The sequence below is a fragment of the Streptomyces sp. NPDC051172 genome, assembly GCF_040682555.1.
Classification (GTDB): Bacteria; Actinomycetota; Actinomycetes; order Streptomycetales; family Streptomycetaceae; genus Streptomyces.
The window spans coordinates 1-18,750 of record NZ_JBFBBE010000014.1 but is presented as its reverse complement, the minus strand read 5'-3'; the positions used below and the strand labels follow the sequence as shown (position 1 = coordinate 18,750).

Here is an 18,750-nt window from a genome sequence, read left to right as displayed (position 1 = left end):
CTATGCTGTTCCTCACCACGCAAACTACGCCGTACACCATGCTGGGGCTGCCTGTTACCGTGGATTGAGCAGCGGGGGGAGGGTCCCGCCCTACCGCGGGCCGGCACCGTCCCCGGCAAACCTCCACCAAGTGACGACTCCTGACCAAGGACGGCCATCGTGGACATCTCCAGACGACAGCTCGGCCGACTCGCCGCGGTCGGCGCCGGGTCCCTCCTGCTGCCGGGCCTGCTGCCCCTCAGCACGGCGGCAGCCACACCTTTCGCCGGTACGTGGGGCGACCAGGGCGACGGCACCTACGCCAACCCCGTCCTCCCGGGCGACTTCAGCGACTGGGACTGCATCCGGGTCGGCGCCGACTACTACGGCATCACCAGCACATTCGGGTACTCGCCCGGCGTGGCCGTCCTGCACTCGAAGGACCTGGTCAACTGGCGGACACTGGGCGGCGCGGTCGACGACGTCACCCAGATCGGACCGGAGCTGAACTGGGACCGGATGAACCGCTACGGCCGTGGCGTGTGGGCCGGGGCCATCCGCTTCCACGCGGGGCGGTACTGGGTGTACTTCAACAGCCCCGACGAAGGTTTCTTCATGACGTCGGCCCCCTCGCCGGCCGGACCCTGGGATCCGCTGACGGCGGTGTGGCGGACCTCCGGCTGGGACGACCCGTGCCCGTTCTGGGACGACGACGGCCAGGGCTACCTGGTCACCACGCACTACGCGGACGGCTACAAGATAAACCTGTTCAAGCTGTCCGCGGACGGCAAGTCGCTGGTCGGCTCGCCCACGGTCATCCACCAGTCGCCGGGCAGCGAGGCCAACAAGCTGTACAAGATCAACGGCCTCTACTACCACCTGTACAGCGAGGTGAAGTCCGAGGGCCGAGTGCTGATGATGAACCGCGGCTCCAGCCTCTACGGCCCCTACGAGACCCGGCAACTGGAGCACGTCAACGCCTCGGTGGACCGCGAGCCGAACCAGGGCGGGCTGGTGCAGGCGCCGGACGGCACCTGGTACTTCGTGACCCACCACGGCCACGGCGACTGGGAGGGAAGACCGCTGTCCCTGCTGCCCGTGACCTGGGTGGACGGCTGGCCGATCCTGGGCCAGGTGGGCGCGGACGGCATCGGCAACATGGTCTGGACCGGCCAGGTGCCCGCCGGCGGCACACCCGGTCTGCCCCTCGACGCGCTGCCCCCCGTGGTGACCAGCGACCTGTTCACCGACACCCGTATCAGGCCACAGTGGGAGTGGTACTACCAACCGCGCGCGGACCACTGGTCGCTGACCGAACGCCCCGGCTACCTGCGGTTGAAGGCGTTCGCACCGCTGGCGGCCGACACCCTGACCAAGGTCGGCAACACCCTCACCCAACGCGTGCTGCGCACAGCGGGCGGCGCGACGGTGACCGTCCGCCTCGAACTGGCCGGCCTCGCCGACGGCCAGCACGCCGGGCTGTGTCACTACGCGGCCACCTACGCCGGGCTGGGCGTGCGGCGCTCCGGCACCACCACCACGATCGCGCACAACGTCGGCGGCACCCTGACCAACGGCCCGGCCGTCACGCAGGACGCCGTGTGGCTGCGCACCACCTGGAACGTGAGCGGCGTCAGCCAGTTCTCCTACAGCCTCGACGGAAACACCTTCACCGCGTTCGGCGGCACCTACCAGCTCACCTGGGGCGGCTACCGCGGCGACCGGGTCGGCCTCTACACCTACAACCCGAACAACACCGGCTACGTCGATGTGGACTCGGTGCAGTACACCGTCGCACCCACCAGGGCCTACACGTGCGTCAGTGTGCGCAGGGGCAAGGTCGCCGACGTCTCCGGCGCCTCGACCGCGGACGGCGCCTACGTGATCCAGTGGCCCGACAACGGCAGACCGAACCAGCAGTGGACCTTCCAGTCCACCGCGGACGGCTACCACACCATCACCTGCGTCAACAGCGGAAAGGTGCTCGACGTGGCAGGGTCTTCACTGGCGGACGGCGCACGGGTCGTGCAGATGACTGCCGACGGCCGCACGAGCCAGCAGTGGCAGCTGCGCCCGCAGACCGGAGGCGAATTCGTCCTGGTCAACCGCAACAGCGGCAAGGTGCTCGACGTCAGTGGAGGCAGTACGGCCGACGGCGCCGCACTGATCCAGTACCGCGACACCGGCGGCTCCAACCAGCGGCGGACCTTCCACCGCGTCACCGGCTAGCCTCGATGCCGCTGTTCGGCCTGTAACCGAACCCTCACTAGGTGACCCTGCCCGATGTGGCGGGGCCGGAGCGGCTGCCCCGGCCCCGCTCGTCCCGCTCGGACCGCGGTGAGGGTCCCGTGCACGTCGGAGCTGCTGTTGCCGGACCACTGCCTGTCACGGAGCCCGCTGCCGCTGCTGGTTGGTGCCACCGTTGCGGGGAACCTCCACGCGGCGGAGCCGTTCGTGGTGGCGCCCCCGCCGTCGGCGACCGTACCGTTCGCCCGATTGACCAGCCTGCAGTAGCCGATGCCGAGCTCGACGGCGTCCAGCACGCATCGCGGCGGGGGAAGGTGTCAGCCGCATGCGCAGGGTGACGGCCACTGGCTGGGAAAGCCGCCGCCCATCCGCCCAGCCGCCCGCACGACTGCCTCACGTCAAGCAACGCGGGGATCGGGTCGTGCCTTGCGCGGAACCTCCGGCGAAGCTCGGCGAGCGGGCCGGCCAGTCATGCCACGGCGCGGGCCCATCCGGTGTTCGCCGACCCGACGGCCTCATGCCGAGCCACCGGTCTGGTCGGTGGCTCACCGAATCTCACCCGAACCCGGACTGGATCCGTGCATCGCAAGGCGCCGGAGAGCCCTCGATGGGGCCGCCCCCTGCGAACCGGCCCCGATGGGCGAAATCCGGGGTTACGGCCGCTCATCCAGGGCTCAGGACGACTGCCTGGCCGCCCGCGGGGGCCATCGCGACGCGCAGCGTGGTCGACGAGGTCACGGTCTGTGTGCTCACTGCGACGGGCGTCTGGTACGGGCTGCTGCCCGGCGTTCCGTCGGCGTAGATCGTCGCGGTGTAGGTGCCGCTGTCGAGGAAGGACAGCGGGATCGAGAGGGTTCGGGCGGTCTCGTTGGTCATCGCCCCCAGGTACCAGGTGGAGCCGCTGCGCCGTGCGACGGCGATGTACTCGCCGATCGAACCGGCGAGGGTCCTGCTCTGGTCCCAGACGGTGGGGATGGCGTCGAACCAGGGCAGCCCGGGCCACATGGAGGGAGTGGAGTACTGCGAGGGGGCGCTGTACCAGTACAGGAAGTCCAGGGGCTGGTAGTAGACGGCGGCCATCGCCATCTGGTGGGCGTTGGTCGTCCGGTCGCGGGACTGGCCGTAGCAGATGGTGTAGTCCATCGGCCCGCCGATGTTGCGGGCGAAGGGCAGGGTGACGTTGTGGGTGGCGGTCGGGAAGTGCTCGTTGCCCCGCACGCCCTCCATACTGATCCAGTTGGGGTAGGTCCGCTCGTAGCCGAACGGCCGCACGTCGTCGTGCATGTCGATCAGCAGCTTGTGCGTCGCCGCCGTCCTGGCCCAGGCGATGATCTGGTTCGTCATCGCCTGGGTGCCGTCGTTGATGAAGCCCAGCTTGACGCCCGCCACGCCCCAGCTCCGGTACAGGGCGAACAGGCTGTCCGGGTTGCTCATGGCCAGGGGGTTGACGTAGAGGATGACGCCGATTCCCTTGCCGGCGGCGTAGGAGATGACCCTGGGCAGGTCGATGGCGGAGATCGGCTGCGTGGCGTCGGTCGAGGTGTGCTCCGGGCCGTACCACCCCGAGTCGTACTCGATGTACTGCAGGCCGCGGGCATCGGCGAAGTCGACGCCCGCCAGCCCGTCCGCGGTGGTCAGATTGCACCTGAAGACCTTTCCCGGCTTGATCCACGACGTGTCGGCGAGGGCTGCGGGCGGGGCCAGGTTGAGCACCAGCTCCGCGTTGTCGACCAGTTCGGCATGGGTGGAGCCGATCACCACGGCGCGCCAGGACGTGGCGAACGGTGTGGTGACGGTGGAGGTCGTCTGGACCGGCCCGGAGCCGCGGGCCGTGTGCTGCATCAGGTACGTCGCGAGGGTGTTGGGCTGTCCGGAGACCGAACTGAGCATCGTCCGCGGGTAGTTCGCGCGGGCCGACTCGCAGACGCAGGCGATGAGCCCGTCACTGTAGGTCGCGGTGAGGGGGAGGTCGGTCAGGGGACCCGTGTCCGTGGACGAGGTTCCGGTGGACGGGATGGAGCCGGGCGCGACCGGGTTGTATTCGTCCTCGTCCCGCGCGCTGTAGACGAGTGTTCCGTCCGGGAAGACGAACGTCGTCAGTTCGCCGGCGATGGTGGCGGTGCCCGGGTCCAGCAGGACGTAACGGAACGCGACGCCGGTCGCGTAGGCCCGGATCTGGACACCGAAGTTGATGGAGGTGCGGTTGTCCCGGAGGTTCCAGCGCATCTCCTGGTAGGCGTCGGAGACGGCGGCGTTGCGCCCGTACAACGGGTTCCAGGTGGTGTCGACGTGCCAGTGCTGATAGTTCGTCAGAACGGCGTCGGTGCCGAGAGTGGTTCCGTCGCTCAGCCGCAGCCCCATGGCCGAACTGGCCACGACTGTCGCGCCGTCACGCCTGGCCGACCACTGGAGCGATCCGCCCGTCAGCGACATGGTGATGCTGGTGGTGCCGTCGAGCGACGTCGCGGTGACAGAGGCGTCTGCGGCCTCGGCCGGATATGTGCTGCCGATGCCCAGCGCGGCCGTTGCGGCAGTGACAGCCGCGCCCTTGAGCACACTGCGGCGGGAAGGTTCCTGACGCCCTGGCATGTTCACAGTCGGTCCACCTCGCCTGGATAGGGTTTCCAACAAACTCAACCAGCAAGTAACAGATTCTGACCGTCGCGACGTTTCTATGCCTCCCCCGACCCAAAGGTCAACCCCTCCGCACACACCCCTCACTTGTCCGAAATCCTGGACAGTCCGGGCGAGTTGCGACCCCGACGCGCCACACCGAGCACTCCTAGGCCCGGTCACGATTAAACAAACTCGAACGCGATCCTTGACGCCACGAACGTGCCACGACTCTCATTGGTCCCCGCGACATCAAGGGATCGTCGAACCCCGGCAGAGAGGGACGCACATGTTCAAGCGAGTTCCCCGGCCGCCCGCCGGCCGATGGTGGCGCGGCGCCGCAGCGTTCCTGACCCTCATGGGAGGCCTTGCGGCGCTGCTGCTTCCGGCGACCGAGGCGCACGCGGCCACGGTCTCGTTCACCACGGGTGCCGCACGCACCGATCAGAACGGCAACACTCTGCAGTTGCACGGCCTCGGCATCATCAAGGTGGGAAACACCTGGTACGGCTACGGCGAGGACAAGACCGGCGAGACCTCGTCGGACACGTCCTTCCAGGACATCACCTGCTACTCCTCCGCCAATCTCGCCGACTGGACCTACCAGGGCCAGGCCCTGAGCGGTCAGACCAGCGGCGACCTCGGCCCCAGCCGCATCGTGGAGCGGCCCAAGGTCATCTACAACAAGTCCACCAGCACGTACGTGATGTACATGCACATCGACAGCCAGAACTACTCCGAAGCCAAGGTCGGCGTGGCCACCAGCAGCACCCCCTGCGGCCCCTACACCTACCGGGGAAGCTTCCGGCCGCTGGGCAACCTCAGCCGCGACCTCGGCCTGTTCCAGGACACCGACGGCACCGCCTATCTGCTGAGCGAGGACCGCAACAACGGCCTGCGCATCGACCGACTGTCCGCCGACTACCTGTCCGTGGACAGCGCGGTGACGGTGCTCGGCAGCGCCGGCAGCGTCGAGGCACCCGCCATGATCAAGAAAGACGGCACCTACTACGTCTTCGGCTCCCACCTGACGGGCTGGAGCCTCAACGACAACATCTACGCCACCGCTACCTCACTGAGCGGTCCATGGTCGTCCTTCCGGAACCTGGCCGCGCCCGGCACCCACACCTACGGCAGCCAGACGGCGAACGTCATCACCGTCCAGGGCTCCTCCGGAACCACGTACATCTACGCCGGCGACCGCTGGAACACCTCGGACCTCGGCGCGTCGAAACTGATCTGGCTGCCCCTGACCATAAGGGGCACCACCGTGAACCTCGGCCAGTACCCCACCTGGTCACTCGACACCTCATCGGGAACCTGGACGGCCGGCAGCGGAATCCCCGCTGAGGGCGTCCACACTCTGAAGAACCTCAACAGCTCCCTGCTGATGGACGTGTCGAGCGGCTCCACGGCGAACGGCGCCAAGATCATCCAGTGGCCGTCCACCGGCGGCACCAACCAGCAGTGGACCCTCACCCGGGTGGCGGACAACATCTACACGCTCAAGAGCGTCAAGAGCGGCCTGTGCCTGGACGTGCCGAACCAATCGACCTACAGCGGGGTCCAGTTGGAGCAGTGGACCTGTAACGGCGGGATCAACCAGCAGTGGTTCTTGGACCTGGTCGGCAGCTACACCGGCGGCACCTACATGCTCGCCTCCGTGGGCAGCGACCTGGAAATCGGTGTCGCGAACGCCTCGACCACCAGCCAGGCGGCCGTGGAACAGGAAACGGGCACAGGCGCGACGAGCCAGCAGTGGAGTCTTTCCTGACGGATGCGCCGGGACCGCTGACGCGGCTCAACGACCATGTCGGCCATGTGTTCCTGACCCGGGACGCTTCCACGCCGCCAAGGAGTTCTTCACCCGTCACACGGCGGCCGGATCGTCGCCTGCGGCGTAGCCACCGATGAACGGCGGACGGCGCGCGACTTCCTGCCGCAGGTCGCACAGGCGAGCTGGACCGGTGGGGCAACGGTGGGCCGGCCGCAAGAGCATGCTCGCCGGGTGGCCGGCGAAGTCGCCGTCCCCTACGGGTTGTACACCGAGCCGTCCAACGTCGCCGCCGAAGGCGACGGCGCTGGGCGTGCCCGGCCACGGCGAGCCGGACCGAGCACGTCACCAAGGAGCCGGACCCGACAGATCTCCACGGGCTCCTTTACCGCTTCCAGGGCGTTCTCGAGCCACCCGCCCCCGCCGGCTGGATGGCCAGGTTGTGCAGTGCTGCTGCCAGTGCGCTCTGGCGCGCGACGGGGACTGCCTCGGCAAGCCGCAGGGTGACCTGCACGGCTTCTTCAGCGGTGGCCAGGGCCTCGGCTCGCCTTTCGGCCGCTGCCAGGTGAATGCCGAGATTGTTCAAACTGACAGCGAGTTCGGGCGCGTGGGCGGTGGCGTTGCCCTGGGCGAGAGGGCAGCTGATCGCCACCGCCACCCGATGTCGCAGCACAGCCGGATGATCGCCTCATCCCTTGCCCCCGGCCGGGAGGCCGGACCCCGGGGCCCCTCGGCGTTCACCCACCGCATGAGCCGCCGCAGCGGGTGGAAGTCCACCGGTTCGGGAGAACGGATGACCAGGCCGCTGCCGTCGTAGCCGCCCCACACTGCGCGAAGTCGACGAAGACCCGGTCGCCGCTGATCAGCCCGCCCCAGCGGCCTTCCAGCGAGACGTCGAGGAACGCGAACCGGCCTTCCACTGACCTCGGGGCCTCTGCGGACGCGTGGCAACGCATCGAGGCGTTCTTCCACACACATCTGAAACGCACAGCCCGGGCGTGAGTCGCAGCACCGTTTCGTGGGCCATGGCGCCGGCAGCCGCCACAGGTACGCTCAGGTCCCCAGCACCGGCTGTCAGTTCACGTGCCGGAGTCGCGCAGTAGTGCGCACACGAGCCCGAGGACGACCGGATACTCTGCATACTCTGCGCGAGACAGCAGCCCGGCAGGGAGGGGAAGCGTGACCGACACCAGCAACACCCGGCCCGCCGAGAGTGAAGCGCAGGCGCCGCGGCAGAGCCGACTGCACCGCCTGATGCAATACATCCCCCTGATCGCCCCCGTCCTGCTGTGGGCCGTGCCCTGCTGGATGCTCCTGTACACCGGCCAGCACTGGCCGCTGCCCGTCACACTGCCCGGTACCGTCCTGTTCGCCTTCGGCCTGACTGGTATGCCGCTCGCGATGGCGCGCGGCCACGGTCGGCGCCAGCAGGACCGGGCGGCGATCGTCGGTGACATCCTGCTGGGCACCAGCTGGGTTCTGTTCACCTGGTCCGTTGTGCTCGGCGTCCCGTTGCGGCTCGCCCTGACCGTGACCGGTGTCGGCGAGAGTCAGGACCGGGCCCGGATCGTCACTTGGGCCGTACTCGGCGTAGCCGCCGCGCTGCTCGTCTGGGGGTACTCCCAGGCCCGTCGCGTGCCACGCGTGCGCCGGCTCGACGTGCAACTCCCGCGGCTGGGTACCGGGTTGGACGGCCTGCGCGTCGTGCTCATCACCGACACCCACTACGGCCCACTCGATCGCGCCCGCTGGTCGGCCCGGGTGTGCGAGACGGTGAACACTCTGGAAGCCGACCTGGTCTGCCACACCGGCGACATCGCGGACGGCACGGCCGAACGCCGCCGCGCCCAGGCCCTCCCGCTCAGTACCGTGCGGGCCACCCGAGGCCGGGTCTACGTCACCGGCAACCACGAGTACTACAGCGAGGCGCAGGGCTGGGTCGACCTGATGGACGAGCTGGGCTGGCAGCCGCTGCGCAACCGCCATCTGCTGCTCGAACGCGGTGGCGACACCCTCGTGGTCGCCGGCGTGGATGACGTCACCGCCGAGTCCTCCGGCTTGGCAGGCCACCGCGCCCACCTCGCCGGAGCCTTGGACGGCGCCGACCCTGCCCTGCCCGTCCTGCTCCTGGCACACCAGCCCAAGTTCGTCGACCGGGCTGCGGCCGCCGGCATCGACCTCCAGCTCTCCGGCCACACCCACGGCGGCCAGATCTGGCCCTTCCACCACCTGGTCCGCCTCGACCAGCCCGTCATCGCGGGCCTGAGCCGCCACGGCACCCGCACCCTCCTCTACACCAGCCGCGGCACCGGCTTCTGGGGCCCGCCGTTCCGCATCTTCGCCCCCAGCGAGATCACCCTGCTCGTACTCCGCTCACCGCACCTGCCCACCTCGCCGTAGCACGGGGCGGGCCAACAAATCTGGCTGGAACAGTCCACGAGCCGGCTTCAGAGGCACTCCCGGCAGCACATGGGCTGGTAGTGGGGCACCGGCATGCGCGTTGGCGGCGGCGCGGGACCCAGCCGAGCCGGGGCACGGCGGACAGCAGACGCCGGGTGTAGGGGTCCTGTGGGTCGTCCAGGACGGCGGTGGTGCGGCCCGCTTCCACGACGCGGCCCCGGTGCATGACGACGCAGTCGTCGCTGATCTGCCGTACGACGCCCAGGCCGTGGGAGATGCAGAGGTACGCCACGCCGGTCTCGGCGCGCAGGTCGGCCAGCAGGTTGATGACCTGCGCCTGGACGCTGACGTCGAGGGCGGCGACCGCTTCGTCGAGGATGAGCAGCCGCGGTTCGAGCGCGAGGGCACGGGCGATGGCGGCGCGCAGGCGCTGGCCCCATGGAAAGGACGGGTGCGCGATGATGATCTTGAGGTTCGGGAAGTCCGCGGCGACGTCGTCGAGGTACAGCGGGTTGGAGTATTTCCGGCGTATGCCGCCGCCCCCGGGCAGGCACGCGCCGATGCCGCTCTGGCCGGTGTGGAGGAGCGCGGGGACGCCCAATTCCTCGAGCGCCTCGTACAGCGGGTATGCCTTCCGGTCGTTCGGGAAGAACGCCTGCATGTCGGGGCGGAACTTGAAGCCCCGGACCTGATGCTCCTCGACCAGTCGCCGGGCGGCACGCACTCCGTCCGCCCTTTCGCGGCCGCCTTGATCTTGCGCTGGAGGTCCGCCTCCAGCAACTGCTGGAAGGCTCCCTGCCCCACCCAGATGCGGAAGCTGTCGTAAGTGCTCTGCCAGGGCCCGAACTCGTTCGGCAGGTCGCGCCAAGGGCTGCCGGTGCGGAAGCGCCACATCACCGCGTTGAAGTGTTCCCGCAGGTCGGGGATGGGCCCCACTGCGGCGATCGGGAGATGGGGCTCGATCAGGGCCCACTGCTCGTCGGTGGGATCGCCTCGCGCCATGACTGACGATCTATCAAGACCGGGCCTCGGAACGCGGACGATCCACCGAATCGTGAGCCGAACTCCAGACATGACTAGTCGGCCCCGACCACCGCGATGTCGTGCGGCGACCGCGGATCGATTTCGTAGTGGGTGCCGAACTGGCTGCTGAAGCCGATCACCCGCACCCTCTGCCCCTGCTTCAGACCGGAGACGTCGATGCCCGTCTGCACATTGACGAAGACCGGCACGGGGCCCGAACCGTCGTCGACGGACATCTTGTACCCGTAGGGGAGGTCGCTCGTGGGTGCTTGAGTGATCCTGCCGACGACCTTGACGAGCCGCCCCTCGGTGGCCTCTCCGACCCTGGCGGTGCCGACCCGCTCCGGTTTCACCGGCCGGCCCTTGTGACCGAGCTCGACATCGGAAGGATCGGCCGGGACCAGGGTCAGCAGTCCGGAGCTGTCCCGCAGGGTGCCGGTGATGCGTGCGCGCCGATACGGGTACGCATGCACGTCGCTGTGCAGGCTGACGTAGATACCGGCGGTCCTGTCCTGGAGCCCGAATCCCTTGTCGCCGAAGCTGGATTCGAAGGCACCGGAGGGAGTCGTCACCGAGCCCGCCACGGTGACTACTGTCCCGACCGGCAGGCCGCGGGCCTGGGCGATCGAGATCGTCTTCGCCTGCGGTGCGGCGACTGCCGAACCGGTCTCCAGCACGGGCGCCACCATCAGGGCGAGCAGGGGTGCGAAGAGCAGTATGAGAAGCCGACGGGTCAGGCCCATGAATGCACTGTCCTTTCCGAAAACCGATACCCCCCAAGTGTGCGTGCACGCCGCGCACTTCACACACACGCCCCGACCGTCGAGTGCCGCTTGGTCAGGGCCGAACGCTGTGTGTAACTGCCACCTGGAGTGACAGGTGTGGCTGACCGCAGTTGCCGCATCATCCGTCACAGAGCGATGGCACGGGACGGCCGGAAGCGCTGTCGCCATGCGTTCTTCCGAGGTGAACACCGGTACGGTCGTTGCTCCCCCGGGTCATTCGAGTGTCGGCAGCAGCAGATGGCCGAGCTCCGGTCGTCCGGCCGGACAGTGAAAGCCGACCAGCGCCGGAAGCAGCACGTCGTACCCGGTCAGCGCCTCCAGGGCCACCGCCCCGCCCGTTCCGTCGGCCGGTTCCCTGAGCGCGTCGTACGCCACCGTCTCGAAGACCTCAGGAGGTATCTCGGTCATCGCACCGCTCCCGTCCCGTATCCGGCCGATGCATGTCCGCAGAGCGCCATCGGAGGACAGTCTGCGCGCACCCGGAATGAGAAGTTCCACACCAGTCGACGCAAACAGGGCACAGCCGGTCGCCGCGCCACCGGTCCGGGAGCCGACAGTCTCATGACCGTCCGGGCTCCGTGACCGTCCGGCTCCCCGTCGACGGCAGGCTCATCTGCTCTTCGGCCACGACCGCCCCACCGCACGGGCGTCGGCCAGGCACTGTGCCGGGAAGACGATGGTGGAGTTCTTCTCCTTGACGATCTCCCCCAGCACCTGCAGGTTGCGCAACTGCAGCGCGATCGGGTGGTCGGCGATGATGTCCGCGGCCTCGGCCAGCCGCCCGGCACTGCGGGCCTCCCCCTCTGCGACGATGATTCTCGCTCGCTTCTCGGCGGGCGGCCCCGCGACCGCGGTGAATCGGGCGTAGGCGCAGGGAAGTTGAGCCGGTCGGCCAGGGCCCTCAAGGCCTGATGAGTCCTCGCGTACGCGGCAGAAAGCCGGGTCCAGACGTCGCCCCCTGCGTGGTGGCCGCTGCCATGACGGCCGAGCTGCCTGACGGTCAGGTCCTGTGGGTGGGCACCCACACCGTGATGTCCAGCGTGACCCGGTCGGGCACGCCGGCCGCGTCGTCGTGCACGGAGGTCACCCGTAACTGGGCGACGCGGTTCGCGGCGGTGAGCCCGCACAGGATCCGCCCGGCGCGGATGTCCGCGGCGTGGAGGGACGCGCCGTAGTCCTGGTCGAGGGCGCAGGCCCAGAAGCCGCCTGGGCTGTTCTTGGGGAGGACTGCGATGTCGTTGTTGCCGACACCGTGCAGGGCACGGTCTTTGGCCCCGAACCAGACATCCGCTCGGGGCGACCCCGGTTCGGTCTGTTCAGCCCAGGTCGACGTGGTGGAGTCGAGGTCGGCAACGTGACCGGCGGTCAGGACGAGACTGCCCTGCCGGCGGATGGGTACGTGCGCTCCGGGACTGTTCGCCTGCGTTGGTGAGGGCCGCGGGGCAGCGGCGGCAGAGTTTGAACGAGCGGCAGGACGACCGCTCAGACCCAGGAGCACTGCGGTGATCAACGCCAAGGCGGCTACGGTTCCCGCCAGCACCACGATCTGGCGCCGCCGTGAGGCCGGTGCGCTCGGTGCGGGCCCGGCTGCCGCCCGATCGACGGAAACCAGGGGCTGCTCCCCTTCGGGCTGGACAGGGTCCGTGGTTGCGGGAGCGGCTTGCTCGTCCCGGACTCGCAGTGCTTCCCATCGTGGTCGCCAGGAGGCTGGGTCTTCGCCGCACGCGGCCACGTAGGCGGCGACCACCGTCCAGCTCGGCCAGCGCCGACCGCGTGCCGCCTCGGACAACGCGCTGGGCGAGACATCGTTGCCGCGTACGAGCGCATCGACCGGCCCACGCTGCAGCGCCGGCTGCTGCTCGCCCTCTTCGCGCTGGGCACGAACATGGGCGTCCGGGCCATCGTGGCAACCGGCGAACACGGCGAGAGTGAGGCGGCACTACGGCACGTGCGTCGGCACTTCATCACCGTCGACAACCTGCGGGCCGCCGTGACGAAGTTGGTCAACGCCACCTTCGCCGCCCGCCACACCGCAAGGTGGGGCCCGGGCACGGCGTGCGCGTCGGACTCGAAGAAGTTCGGGTCCTGGTCGTCCAACTTCATGACCGAGTACCGCGCCCGCTACGGCGGCAACGGCGGCAGATCTACTGGCCCGTGGAGAAGAAGAACGTCTGTATCTACTCCCAGCTCAAGAGCTGCTCGTCGTCCGAGGTCGCGGCGATGGCAGAGGGCCTGCTGCGGCACTGCACGGACGCCGAGATCGAAGCCAACCACGTCGACGCCCACTGCGCCTCGGTGGTCGGGTTCGCCATCACCGAGCTGCTGAACTTCCGGCTGCTGCCCCGGCTGAAGAACATCGGCAGCATCCGGCTGTACCAAGTGGGACCTGATCGCCCAGCAGTACGACCAGATGGTCAAGTACGCCACCGCGCTCCGCTCGGGCACGGCGGAGGCCGAGCCGGTGCTGCGCCGCGTCACCCGCAGCGGCCCCAAGCACCCCACTTGCGCCGCGCTGGAAGAACTCGGTCGCGCGGTCGCACCATCTTCGCCTGCGACTACCTCGCCAGCCCCGACTTGCACCACGAGATCCACGGCGGGCTGCAGGGGGTGGAGAACTGGAACAGCGCGAACACCGTGTTCCACTACGGCAAGGACGGCGCGCTGACCGGCCCGGACAGGGAGCACGCCGAGACCAGCATGCTTGCGCTGCATCTGCTGCAGTCCGCGCTCGTGCACGTCAACACGCTGCTGGTGGAGCAGATCCTCGCCGAACCCGCATGGGCGAAGAAGCTGAACGATGAGGACCGGCGCGGTCTGACCGCGCTGTTCTGGTCGGCATCAACCCGTACGGCACCTTCCGCCTGGACATGAACAAACGCCTCGGCCTGGGGCTGCCCGTGTCCCGCCCCCGCACCCCGGCGGATGACACCGCCAGAACGACGACGGAGACATGATGACCGAACGCGAGCAGTACGGACGCCGGACCGGCCCCGAGGGCGTCACCTTCAGCCACGGCGACGGGCCCGCCGCCGAGCTGGCCGTCGCCATCGCCCTGCACTCCCTGAACGAGGGTCTCCAAGGGTGTCACCCCGGCGCCCGGTGTCGGATTGGGACTCCCGAAGCTACGCCGAAGTGACATGCAGCTCCGCGTGACGCTGGAGCAAGGGCGCCGCCCCCTGCGGAAATCACCTCGCGAACGAAGGTTTCCGTACGCCCGGACTGTCAGTTACAGAGCGCTACTTGTCACTTGGCGGTAGCTTCGGGAGCACCGAGCCGACGGGGCCGCATATGGGCGGCCGCCGCGATGACCGGCAGGTGATCCATTCCACCGCGGCCATCGCCAGAGGGGGTGGACCGCGGTCTCCACCCCCCGCCCTCGCATCCCCACCCGGTGACCAGCCCGGAGGCCGATGGCAGGACCGGGCATCGCGGCGAGGGTGGGGGCATGACACCAAACATCGTGATCATGCAGCTGGTGATCCTGGCCGTGGTGCTCGAGTCCGATCTCGGCCGCCGCAAGATCGGCTGGTTCCGGGTGGGACGGCCGATCATCGGCGTCGCCCTCATCGTGCCGTTCTTCTTCACTTCGCTGCCCACCGGCCGCAACGACCTGCTGCTGCAAGGCGTCAGCGCGCTGGCCGGGGCGGCGCTCGGGCTGTTCTCGGTCTGCCCGCTGCTGGTGTCCGTCGACTACCAGCCGGATTGGCGATGGCGCCGGCCGCGCACCTCGCCCGCCCCGGGCAGACCCGCTGCGGTCAGCCGCTCGGGGGCTGGTTACGCGGCGGTCTGGATCGCTGTGGCCGTCGCCCGGCTCGCCTTCGCCTATGGCGCCCAGCACATCTTTCCGGTGGGGCTCGGCGTGTTCATGGCCACCCACCACCTGAGTGGCACCGCTCTGGCGAACGGCTTCATCTTCCTGTCCGTGAGCATGAGCCTGTTCCGCAGTCTGGGGCTGTGGGCGCGAGGCCGCGCGTGCCGGGCCCAGGCCGTCCCGGTCGTGGGCGCCGCGCATGCGATGGGCGTTGCCCGGTGATCCTCACACCGCTGCTCACCCTGCTCATCCGCACTGTCCGCGCGCTTCGGGCACGCTCTTCAGGCCCGCCGTCCTGGGATAATCAGGACCGATGAGTATCACCCGCAGATTCAGGCCGGCCGCGGACCATCCCGGGATTGGGCTAAGCGGTATGATCCCCGACCCGCGGGCGCGCGTCGTGGTCATGCTGGCGGGGCTGGGGGTGTCGATCTGGATCAACGTCGTCACACTCCCCGCCGACCCGGGGATCGTGGCGCCCGTCGCCCTGGCCGTCGCCTCGCTGGCGTGGCTTGCCCTGATCGTCGGCACCCGCGGTGGCCACGTGGCCGTGGTCGCCGCGGTGATGTGCGCGGCCGGGGCGGTGATCGCCGTCACCGATACCAACGGGCTGATCTTCACCGGTGTCGCGGCGAGCATGGCCGCCGTCGCATTCGATCCGGTCGCCGCTCTCGTGCTGTCCACCGTCGGCCCCGTCGCCCACTGTCTCGCAGCGATCCCTCACGGGCCGTTTCCCGGGCGCCTACTGGCCACCGCCGCTGTGGCCCTCGCCGGACTGGTGGCCGGTGCGAGCCGACGCGAGATCGACCAGCGAGCCCGGCGCAGCACGCTGGTCGCCACGGAACGCCGGCGTACCGAGCTCGCTCGGGCCGAGGCGGAACTCGCCGGTGAGCGCAACCGTCTCGGCCGCGAACTGCACGATGTGCTCGCCCATACCCTCGGCGCCCTGTCGATCCAGCTCACGGCGATCGACACCCTCGCCCGCAACAACGCGCCGCGCGAGAAGCTCATCACACAGATCGAGCTCGGCCACGAGCTGGTCAGCACGGGCCTGGACGAGGCACGCCAGGCGGTCCGCGCGCTGCGCGGTGAGAGCGCACCGCTGGCCGCACAGCTCGAACGGCTCTGCGAACTCCATCAGGCAGAGCTCGAGCTGGATGGTGGCTGGCAAGAGCTCGAAGCCGACACCACGCTCACGCTCTACCGGCTCATCCAGGAAGCACTGACCAACGCCGCCAAACATGCCCCCGGCACGCGCGTGAGCGCGCGGGTCGGCTTCGGTCCGCGGGACGTGACCGTACAAGTCGGCAATACCAGACCCGCCCCGGGCCCGGACACACCCCCGGCGCCGCGCGCGAGCGGCGGCGGGTTCGGGCTCCGGGGCATGAGGGAACGCGTCGAGCAGACGTGCGGCGATCTTCAGGCGGGCCCTACGCCCGACGGCGGATGGCAGGTCACCGCACGAATCCCCTACCAACAGGCCAACCCGGGCAACCGCAGCGACGGGAGTGACCGATGAGCCCCACACCGACCTCCGTGATCATCGCTGACGACCACCAGGTCGTGCGCGAGGGCCTGGCCACCATTCTCAGCGCCGTCGACGGGGTGCACGTCGCCGGGATGGCCGCGGACGGCGCTCAGGCCGTCGATCTGGCCATCGAATATGAGGCCGACGTGGTCTTGATGGACCTTCACATGCCCGGTACTGACGGCGTCGAGGCCACACGCCGGCTGAAGACCGAGCGTCCGGCCACGGCCGTCGTGGTACTCACCACCTACACCGACGACGACTCCATCCTCGCCGCACTGGAAGCAGGCGCCACCGGCTACCTGACCAAGAACGCCTCCGCCGCGGATATCCACCGCGCCATCAAGGCCGCCGTCTCCGGCCACACCATGCTCGACCCCCTCGCCGCCGCCCGCCTGATCCACGCAAGCCGCCGCAACGACCCAGGCCACCCCAGGAAGGACGCCACCCTCCCCGACGGCCTTACCGAACGCGAGGGCCAAGTGCTCGGCCTGATCGCGCAGGGACTGTCCAACGCGGAGATCGCCGCCAGGCTGTACCTGAGCCGCTCCACGGTAAAGACCCACATCAATCAGATCTTCACCAAGACCGGCAGCCGCGACCGCCCGCAAGCCATCGTGTACGCGCACCGGCATGGGATCCACACCGAGGAGGGCCCAGCCCAGCGGAACAGGTGACGGCCGGGCCCGCCAGGGCTTCAAGACCAACTGATTGCCCGTTTCACGCCTTACCAGTTCTCACACCCCTGGTAGCCGTTGGCGTCCCGGATCATCCACGCGTGCTCATACGCCGCGTCTTCGGCCGATCGGCATCCACGGCGGCCGGTTTCTCCAGCCCGACCACGTCCGCGACAGCGCAGGCGATGTTGTCGGGGGCGCTGGCGGCGTACGCCCGTATGACCAACTCCTCCAGCTCCTGCTGCGGCCTGCCCGGCCCGGTCAGTACCTCGCGCAGCGACTCGGCCGCCACGACGGTGGACAGCCCGTCGGAGCACAGCAGATACCGTCACCGGCCGCGGCCCCGTGCAGCAACAGGTCCGGCCCGGCGGCGCATACGGTCAACAGCGGCCCCCTACGTATAGGGGCTGATGATTGGCGAACGAAGCTGTGGAACGCCACGCAATTCCCCAACGGAAGCGTCAGCTTCCCCATCCAGATGTTCGAGCCTGGGCAGCCGCGCGGGACTCCTGTGGCGGCCAGTCGGGGGCGAGGTCTTCGGCGAGCAGCGGCCGGAGGGCGCCGAGAATCGCGCCGATGCGGACCGTGCAGCACACGCGCGTCGATGAACAGCCGGCTCGCTGCGCCACCTTCGGCGCCCGCACGCCCTTCGAGATCATCACAGCGTTCACCGACGCCCTCACCGACCCCGCCAAGCCCATGGGAATCGACCACTTCGAACCGTTGCGCAAGGCCGGATGGCACTCGCCCAGCATCGACAACGCCCTTGTCTCACCCGACGGCATCGTCAGAATCGACCGAGCCGCCCACGGCAGCACCAGTACGTGGGCCATCAGGACGGCGCTCTCCTGGCAGCCCGCGAGGGCTGCCCGCCGACCGCGCGGTGAAGCTGCCCGCGCTCCCGGACCCGTCGGGCGTGGACCCTCACCCGCTCGGGGTCACCGCCCGGCAATGGGCGAAGGGGTGCCTGCACTGTTGGAGTGGTCCGGGGACCGTCGGCACGTGCGGCGTGACACAATCGCGTCTTCCCTGTGTATCCGTATGCGGTATGACTGTTCGTAACGTCTGCTCACGTTTTGAGAGGGCGGTCCAGGCGTCCCGGCTGCGGACGCCGCTCGTGTGCCGACTCGCTCTGGCTGCCGCCCTGTGCATGGCCGGAGCGGCGCCGGCCACGGCCGGCCAGCTACGACCCCGGCCGCACACGACGACCTCGCGACAGGCGCCCCAGCGTGACATGGCCCCCTCCCGCTCGAACCTGGGGGTCGCGTCCGTCAGCACCGACCGCGTCCAGCCCGCCGGCAGGAGCGAACTTCGGGCCCTGATCGTCAATTACGGACCGGACCAGACGGCTTCCATCTTCACCGTCAAGGTCACCGTGCCCAGCGGCACCTCGGCCGTCGGACCGTTCTTCCCCTCGTCCTGCACAACCGACGAGAACGGAAGCACCGTCACGTGCGACTTCCCCGCCGGGCTGTACAGGCTGCAGTCCGCCACCGTGCAGATCCCCCTCCAAGTCCAGTCCGGCATCCCGCACGGAGCTGTTCTGTCGGGCGGCACGATCACCGTGTCCAGCCCGGACGACACGACCCCGGGCAACAACGCCAAGCCCTACACGGTCACGGTGAGTTGACCATGAGCCGCCTCGCCATCACGGCCGCCATGGCCTCGATCCGCTACCACGCCGGGCTCGTCGCGGTGGCGATGTTCCTGGCCCTGGTCCCCGCCGGACCCGCCTGGGCCGCGCCCGTCGTCGTCGAGGACATGCTGAGCCCGACGACTGCCACGTCCACCACGCCGGTGTCCGCGACGCTGCAAGTACCAAGGCCGGGAAGTTAAGGATCTTCTGGTCGGTGTCGAGCGTGTCGGGTCAGCAGGCGAGGGCGTAGGTGGCGGGGCCGGTCTTGTGGATCAGG

General features: G+C 69.1%; 16 protein-coding genes and 4 pseudogenes. 12 read left to right on the top strand and 8 right to left on the bottom strand.

Translation table 11 applies throughout. The annotated features are described in order from the left end of the window. The first annotated feature begins 159 nt into the window (after positions 1–159). Positions 160–2,208, top strand: a complete 2,049-nt coding sequence (locus AB0N07_RS11045) for a family 43 glycosylhydrolase (protein ID WP_365833939.1) — start codon at positions 160–162, stop codon at positions 2,206–2,208. Positions 2,209–2,889: 681 nt separating this feature from the next. Here the strand turns inward: AB0N07_RS11045 and AB0N07_RS11040 are convergent. Then, positions 2,890–4,815: a glycoside hydrolase family 97 catalytic domain-containing protein gene (locus AB0N07_RS11040; protein WP_365833938.1), complete on the bottom strand. Its 1,926-nt coding sequence runs from the start codon at positions 4,813–4,815 to the stop codon at positions 2,890–2,892. A gap of 313 nt (positions 4,816–5,128) precedes the next feature. Between AB0N07_RS11040 and AB0N07_RS11035 the strand changes: the two genes are divergently transcribed. Then, positions 5,129–6,613, top strand: coding sequence for an RICIN domain-containing protein (locus tag AB0N07_RS11035; RefSeq protein WP_365833937.1), 1,485 nt, complete (start codon positions 5,129–5,131; stop codon positions 6,611–6,613). A 385-nt stretch (positions 6,614–6,998) separates the two neighbouring features. On the opposite strand, the gene AB0N07_RS11030 is transcribed toward AB0N07_RS11035, so the two are convergent. Continuing rightward, positions 6,999–7,286 (bottom strand): hypothetical protein, encoded by a 288-nt coding sequence (locus tag AB0N07_RS11030; protein ID WP_365833936.1) that lies wholly within the window; start codon positions 7,284–7,286, stop codon positions 6,999–7,001. Positions 7,287–7,792: 506 nt separating this feature from the next. Here AB0N07_RS11030 and AB0N07_RS11025 point away from each other — a divergent pair. After that, positions 7,793–9,013, top strand: coding sequence for a metallophosphoesterase (locus AB0N07_RS11025; RefSeq protein ID WP_365833935.1), 1,221 nt, complete (start codon positions 7,793–7,795; stop codon positions 9,011–9,013). A gap of 112 nt (positions 9,014–9,125) precedes the next feature. Here the strand turns inward: AB0N07_RS11025 and AB0N07_RS11020 are convergent. The 5 genes and pseudogenes from AB0N07_RS11020 to AB0N07_RS11000 all read right to left on the bottom strand — a co-directional run. Beyond that, positions 9,126–9,755: pseudogene (locus tag AB0N07_RS11020) on the bottom strand (amidohydrolase family protein); the annotation flags it as partial. Between the two features lie 47 nt (positions 9,756–9,802). Next, a pseudogene (locus tag AB0N07_RS11015) lies at positions 9,803–10,015 on the bottom strand (transposase); the annotation flags it as partial. Positions 10,016–10,089: 74 nt separating this feature from the next. Next, complete coding sequence (locus AB0N07_RS11010; protein WP_365833934.1) at positions 10,090–10,779, bottom strand: hypothetical protein; 690 nt, start codon at positions 10,777–10,779, stop codon at positions 10,090–10,092. A 255-nt stretch (positions 10,780–11,034) separates the two neighbouring features. Beyond that, a complete protein-coding gene (locus tag AB0N07_RS11005) occupies positions 11,035–11,229 on the bottom strand; it encodes a hypothetical protein (protein WP_365833933.1) in 195 nt (64 codons plus the stop codon). A 592-nt stretch (positions 11,230–11,821) separates the two neighbouring features. Then, positions 11,822–12,337, bottom strand: coding sequence for a hypothetical protein (locus AB0N07_RS11000; protein WP_365833932.1), 516 nt, complete (start codon positions 12,335–12,337; stop codon positions 11,822–11,824). Between the two features lie 369 nt (positions 12,338–12,706). On the opposite strand from AB0N07_RS11000, the pseudogene AB0N07_RS10995 reads away from it, so the two are divergent. The 6 genes and pseudogenes from AB0N07_RS10995 to AB0N07_RS10970 all read left to right on the top strand — a co-directional run. Next, positions 12,707–12,898 (top strand): annotated as a pseudogene (locus AB0N07_RS10995) (Tn3 family transposase); the annotation flags it as partial. After that, positions 12,859–13,692 (top strand): annotated as a pseudogene (locus tag AB0N07_RS10990) (Tn3 family transposase). The pseudogenes AB0N07_RS10995 and AB0N07_RS10990, both read left to right, overlap by 40 nt. Before the next feature lie 82 nt (positions 13,693–13,774). Next, a complete protein-coding gene (locus AB0N07_RS10985) occupies positions 13,775–13,957 on the top strand; it encodes a hypothetical protein (RefSeq protein WP_365833931.1) in 183 nt (60 codons plus the stop codon). Between the two features lie 330 nt (positions 13,958–14,287). Further along, complete coding sequence (locus AB0N07_RS10980) at positions 14,288–14,854, top strand: hypothetical protein (protein WP_365833930.1); 567 nt, start codon at positions 14,288–14,290, stop codon at positions 14,852–14,854. A gap of 151 nt (positions 14,855–15,005) precedes the next feature. Next, the gene (locus AB0N07_RS10975; RefSeq protein WP_365833929.1) at positions 15,006–16,151 is read left to right on the top strand and encodes a histidine kinase; all 1,146 of its coding nucleotides are present in this window, start codon (positions 15,006–15,008) and stop codon (positions 16,149–16,151) included. Continuing rightward, positions 16,148–16,837: a response regulator transcription factor gene (locus AB0N07_RS10970; protein WP_365833928.1), complete on the top strand. Its 690-nt coding sequence runs from the start codon at positions 16,148–16,150 to the stop codon at positions 16,835–16,837. The genes AB0N07_RS10975 and AB0N07_RS10970 overlap by 4 nt, the downstream gene beginning before the upstream one ends. A gap of 91 nt (positions 16,838–16,928) precedes the next feature. On the opposite strand, the gene AB0N07_RS10965 is transcribed toward AB0N07_RS10970, so the two are convergent. After that, complete coding sequence (locus AB0N07_RS10965; RefSeq protein ID WP_365833927.1) at positions 16,929–17,129, bottom strand: hypothetical protein; 201 nt, start codon at positions 17,127–17,129, stop codon at positions 16,929–16,931. Between the two features lie 284 nt (positions 17,130–17,413). Between AB0N07_RS10965 and AB0N07_RS10960 the strand changes: the two genes are divergently transcribed. The 3 genes from AB0N07_RS10960 (at position 17,414) to AB0N07_RS10950 (ending at position 18,673) form a co-directional block, all read left to right on the top strand. Next, on the top strand, positions 17,414–17,899 hold the full coding sequence (locus AB0N07_RS10960) for a DUF317 domain-containing protein (RefSeq protein ID WP_365833926.1): 486 nt from the start codon (positions 17,414–17,416) through the stop codon (positions 17,897–17,899). A gap of 172 nt (positions 17,900–18,071) precedes the next feature. Next, on the top strand, positions 18,072–18,467 hold the full coding sequence (locus AB0N07_RS10955) for a hypothetical protein (protein WP_365833925.1): 396 nt from the start codon (positions 18,072–18,074) through the stop codon (positions 18,465–18,467). Between the two features lie 2 nt (positions 18,468–18,469). Continuing rightward, positions 18,470–18,673, top strand: a complete 204-nt coding sequence (locus tag AB0N07_RS10950) for a hypothetical protein (protein ID WP_365833924.1) — start codon at positions 18,470–18,472, stop codon at positions 18,671–18,673. The last annotated feature ends 77 nt before the right edge of the window (positions 18,674–18,750 follow it).

Coding starts and splice junctions, on each gene's coding strand:
- AB0N07_RS11040 (WP_365833938.1), bottom strand. CDS start 4,815: ATGCCAGGGCGTCAGGAACCTTCCCGCCGCAGTGTGCTCAAGGGCGCG.
- AB0N07_RS11035 (WP_365833937.1), top strand. CDS start 5,129: ATGTTCAAGCGAGTTCCCCGGCCGCCCGCCGGCCGATGGTGGCGCGGC.
- AB0N07_RS11010 (WP_365833934.1), bottom strand. CDS start 10,779: ATGGGCCTGACCCGTCGGCTTCTCATACTGCTCTTCGCACCCCTGCTC.
- AB0N07_RS11005 (WP_365833933.1), bottom strand. CDS start 11,229: ATGACCGAGATACCTCCTGAGGTCTTCGAGACGGTGGCGTACGACGCG.
- AB0N07_RS10985 (WP_365833931.1), top strand. CDS start 13,775: ATGACCGAACGCGAGCAGTACGGACGCCGGACCGGCCCCGAGGGCGTC.
- AB0N07_RS10980 (WP_365833930.1), top strand. CDS start 14,288: ATGCAGCTGGTGATCCTGGCCGTGGTGCTCGAGTCCGATCTCGGCCGC.
- AB0N07_RS10975 (WP_365833929.1), top strand. CDS start 15,006: ATGATCCCCGACCCGCGGGCGCGCGTCGTGGTCATGCTGGCGGGGCTG.
- AB0N07_RS10970 (WP_365833928.1), top strand. CDS start 16,148: ATGAGCCCCACACCGACCTCCGTGATCATCGCTGACGACCACCAGGTC.
- AB0N07_RS10960 (WP_365833926.1), top strand. CDS start 17,414: ATGCGGACCGTGCAGCACACGCGCGTCGATGAACAGCCGGCTCGCTGC.
- AB0N07_RS10955 (WP_365833925.1), top strand. CDS start 18,072: ATGGCCCCCTCCCGCTCGAACCTGGGGGTCGCGTCCGTCAGCACCGAC.
- AB0N07_RS10950 (WP_365833924.1), top strand. CDS start 18,470: ATGAGCCGCCTCGCCATCACGGCCGCCATGGCCTCGATCCGCTACCAC.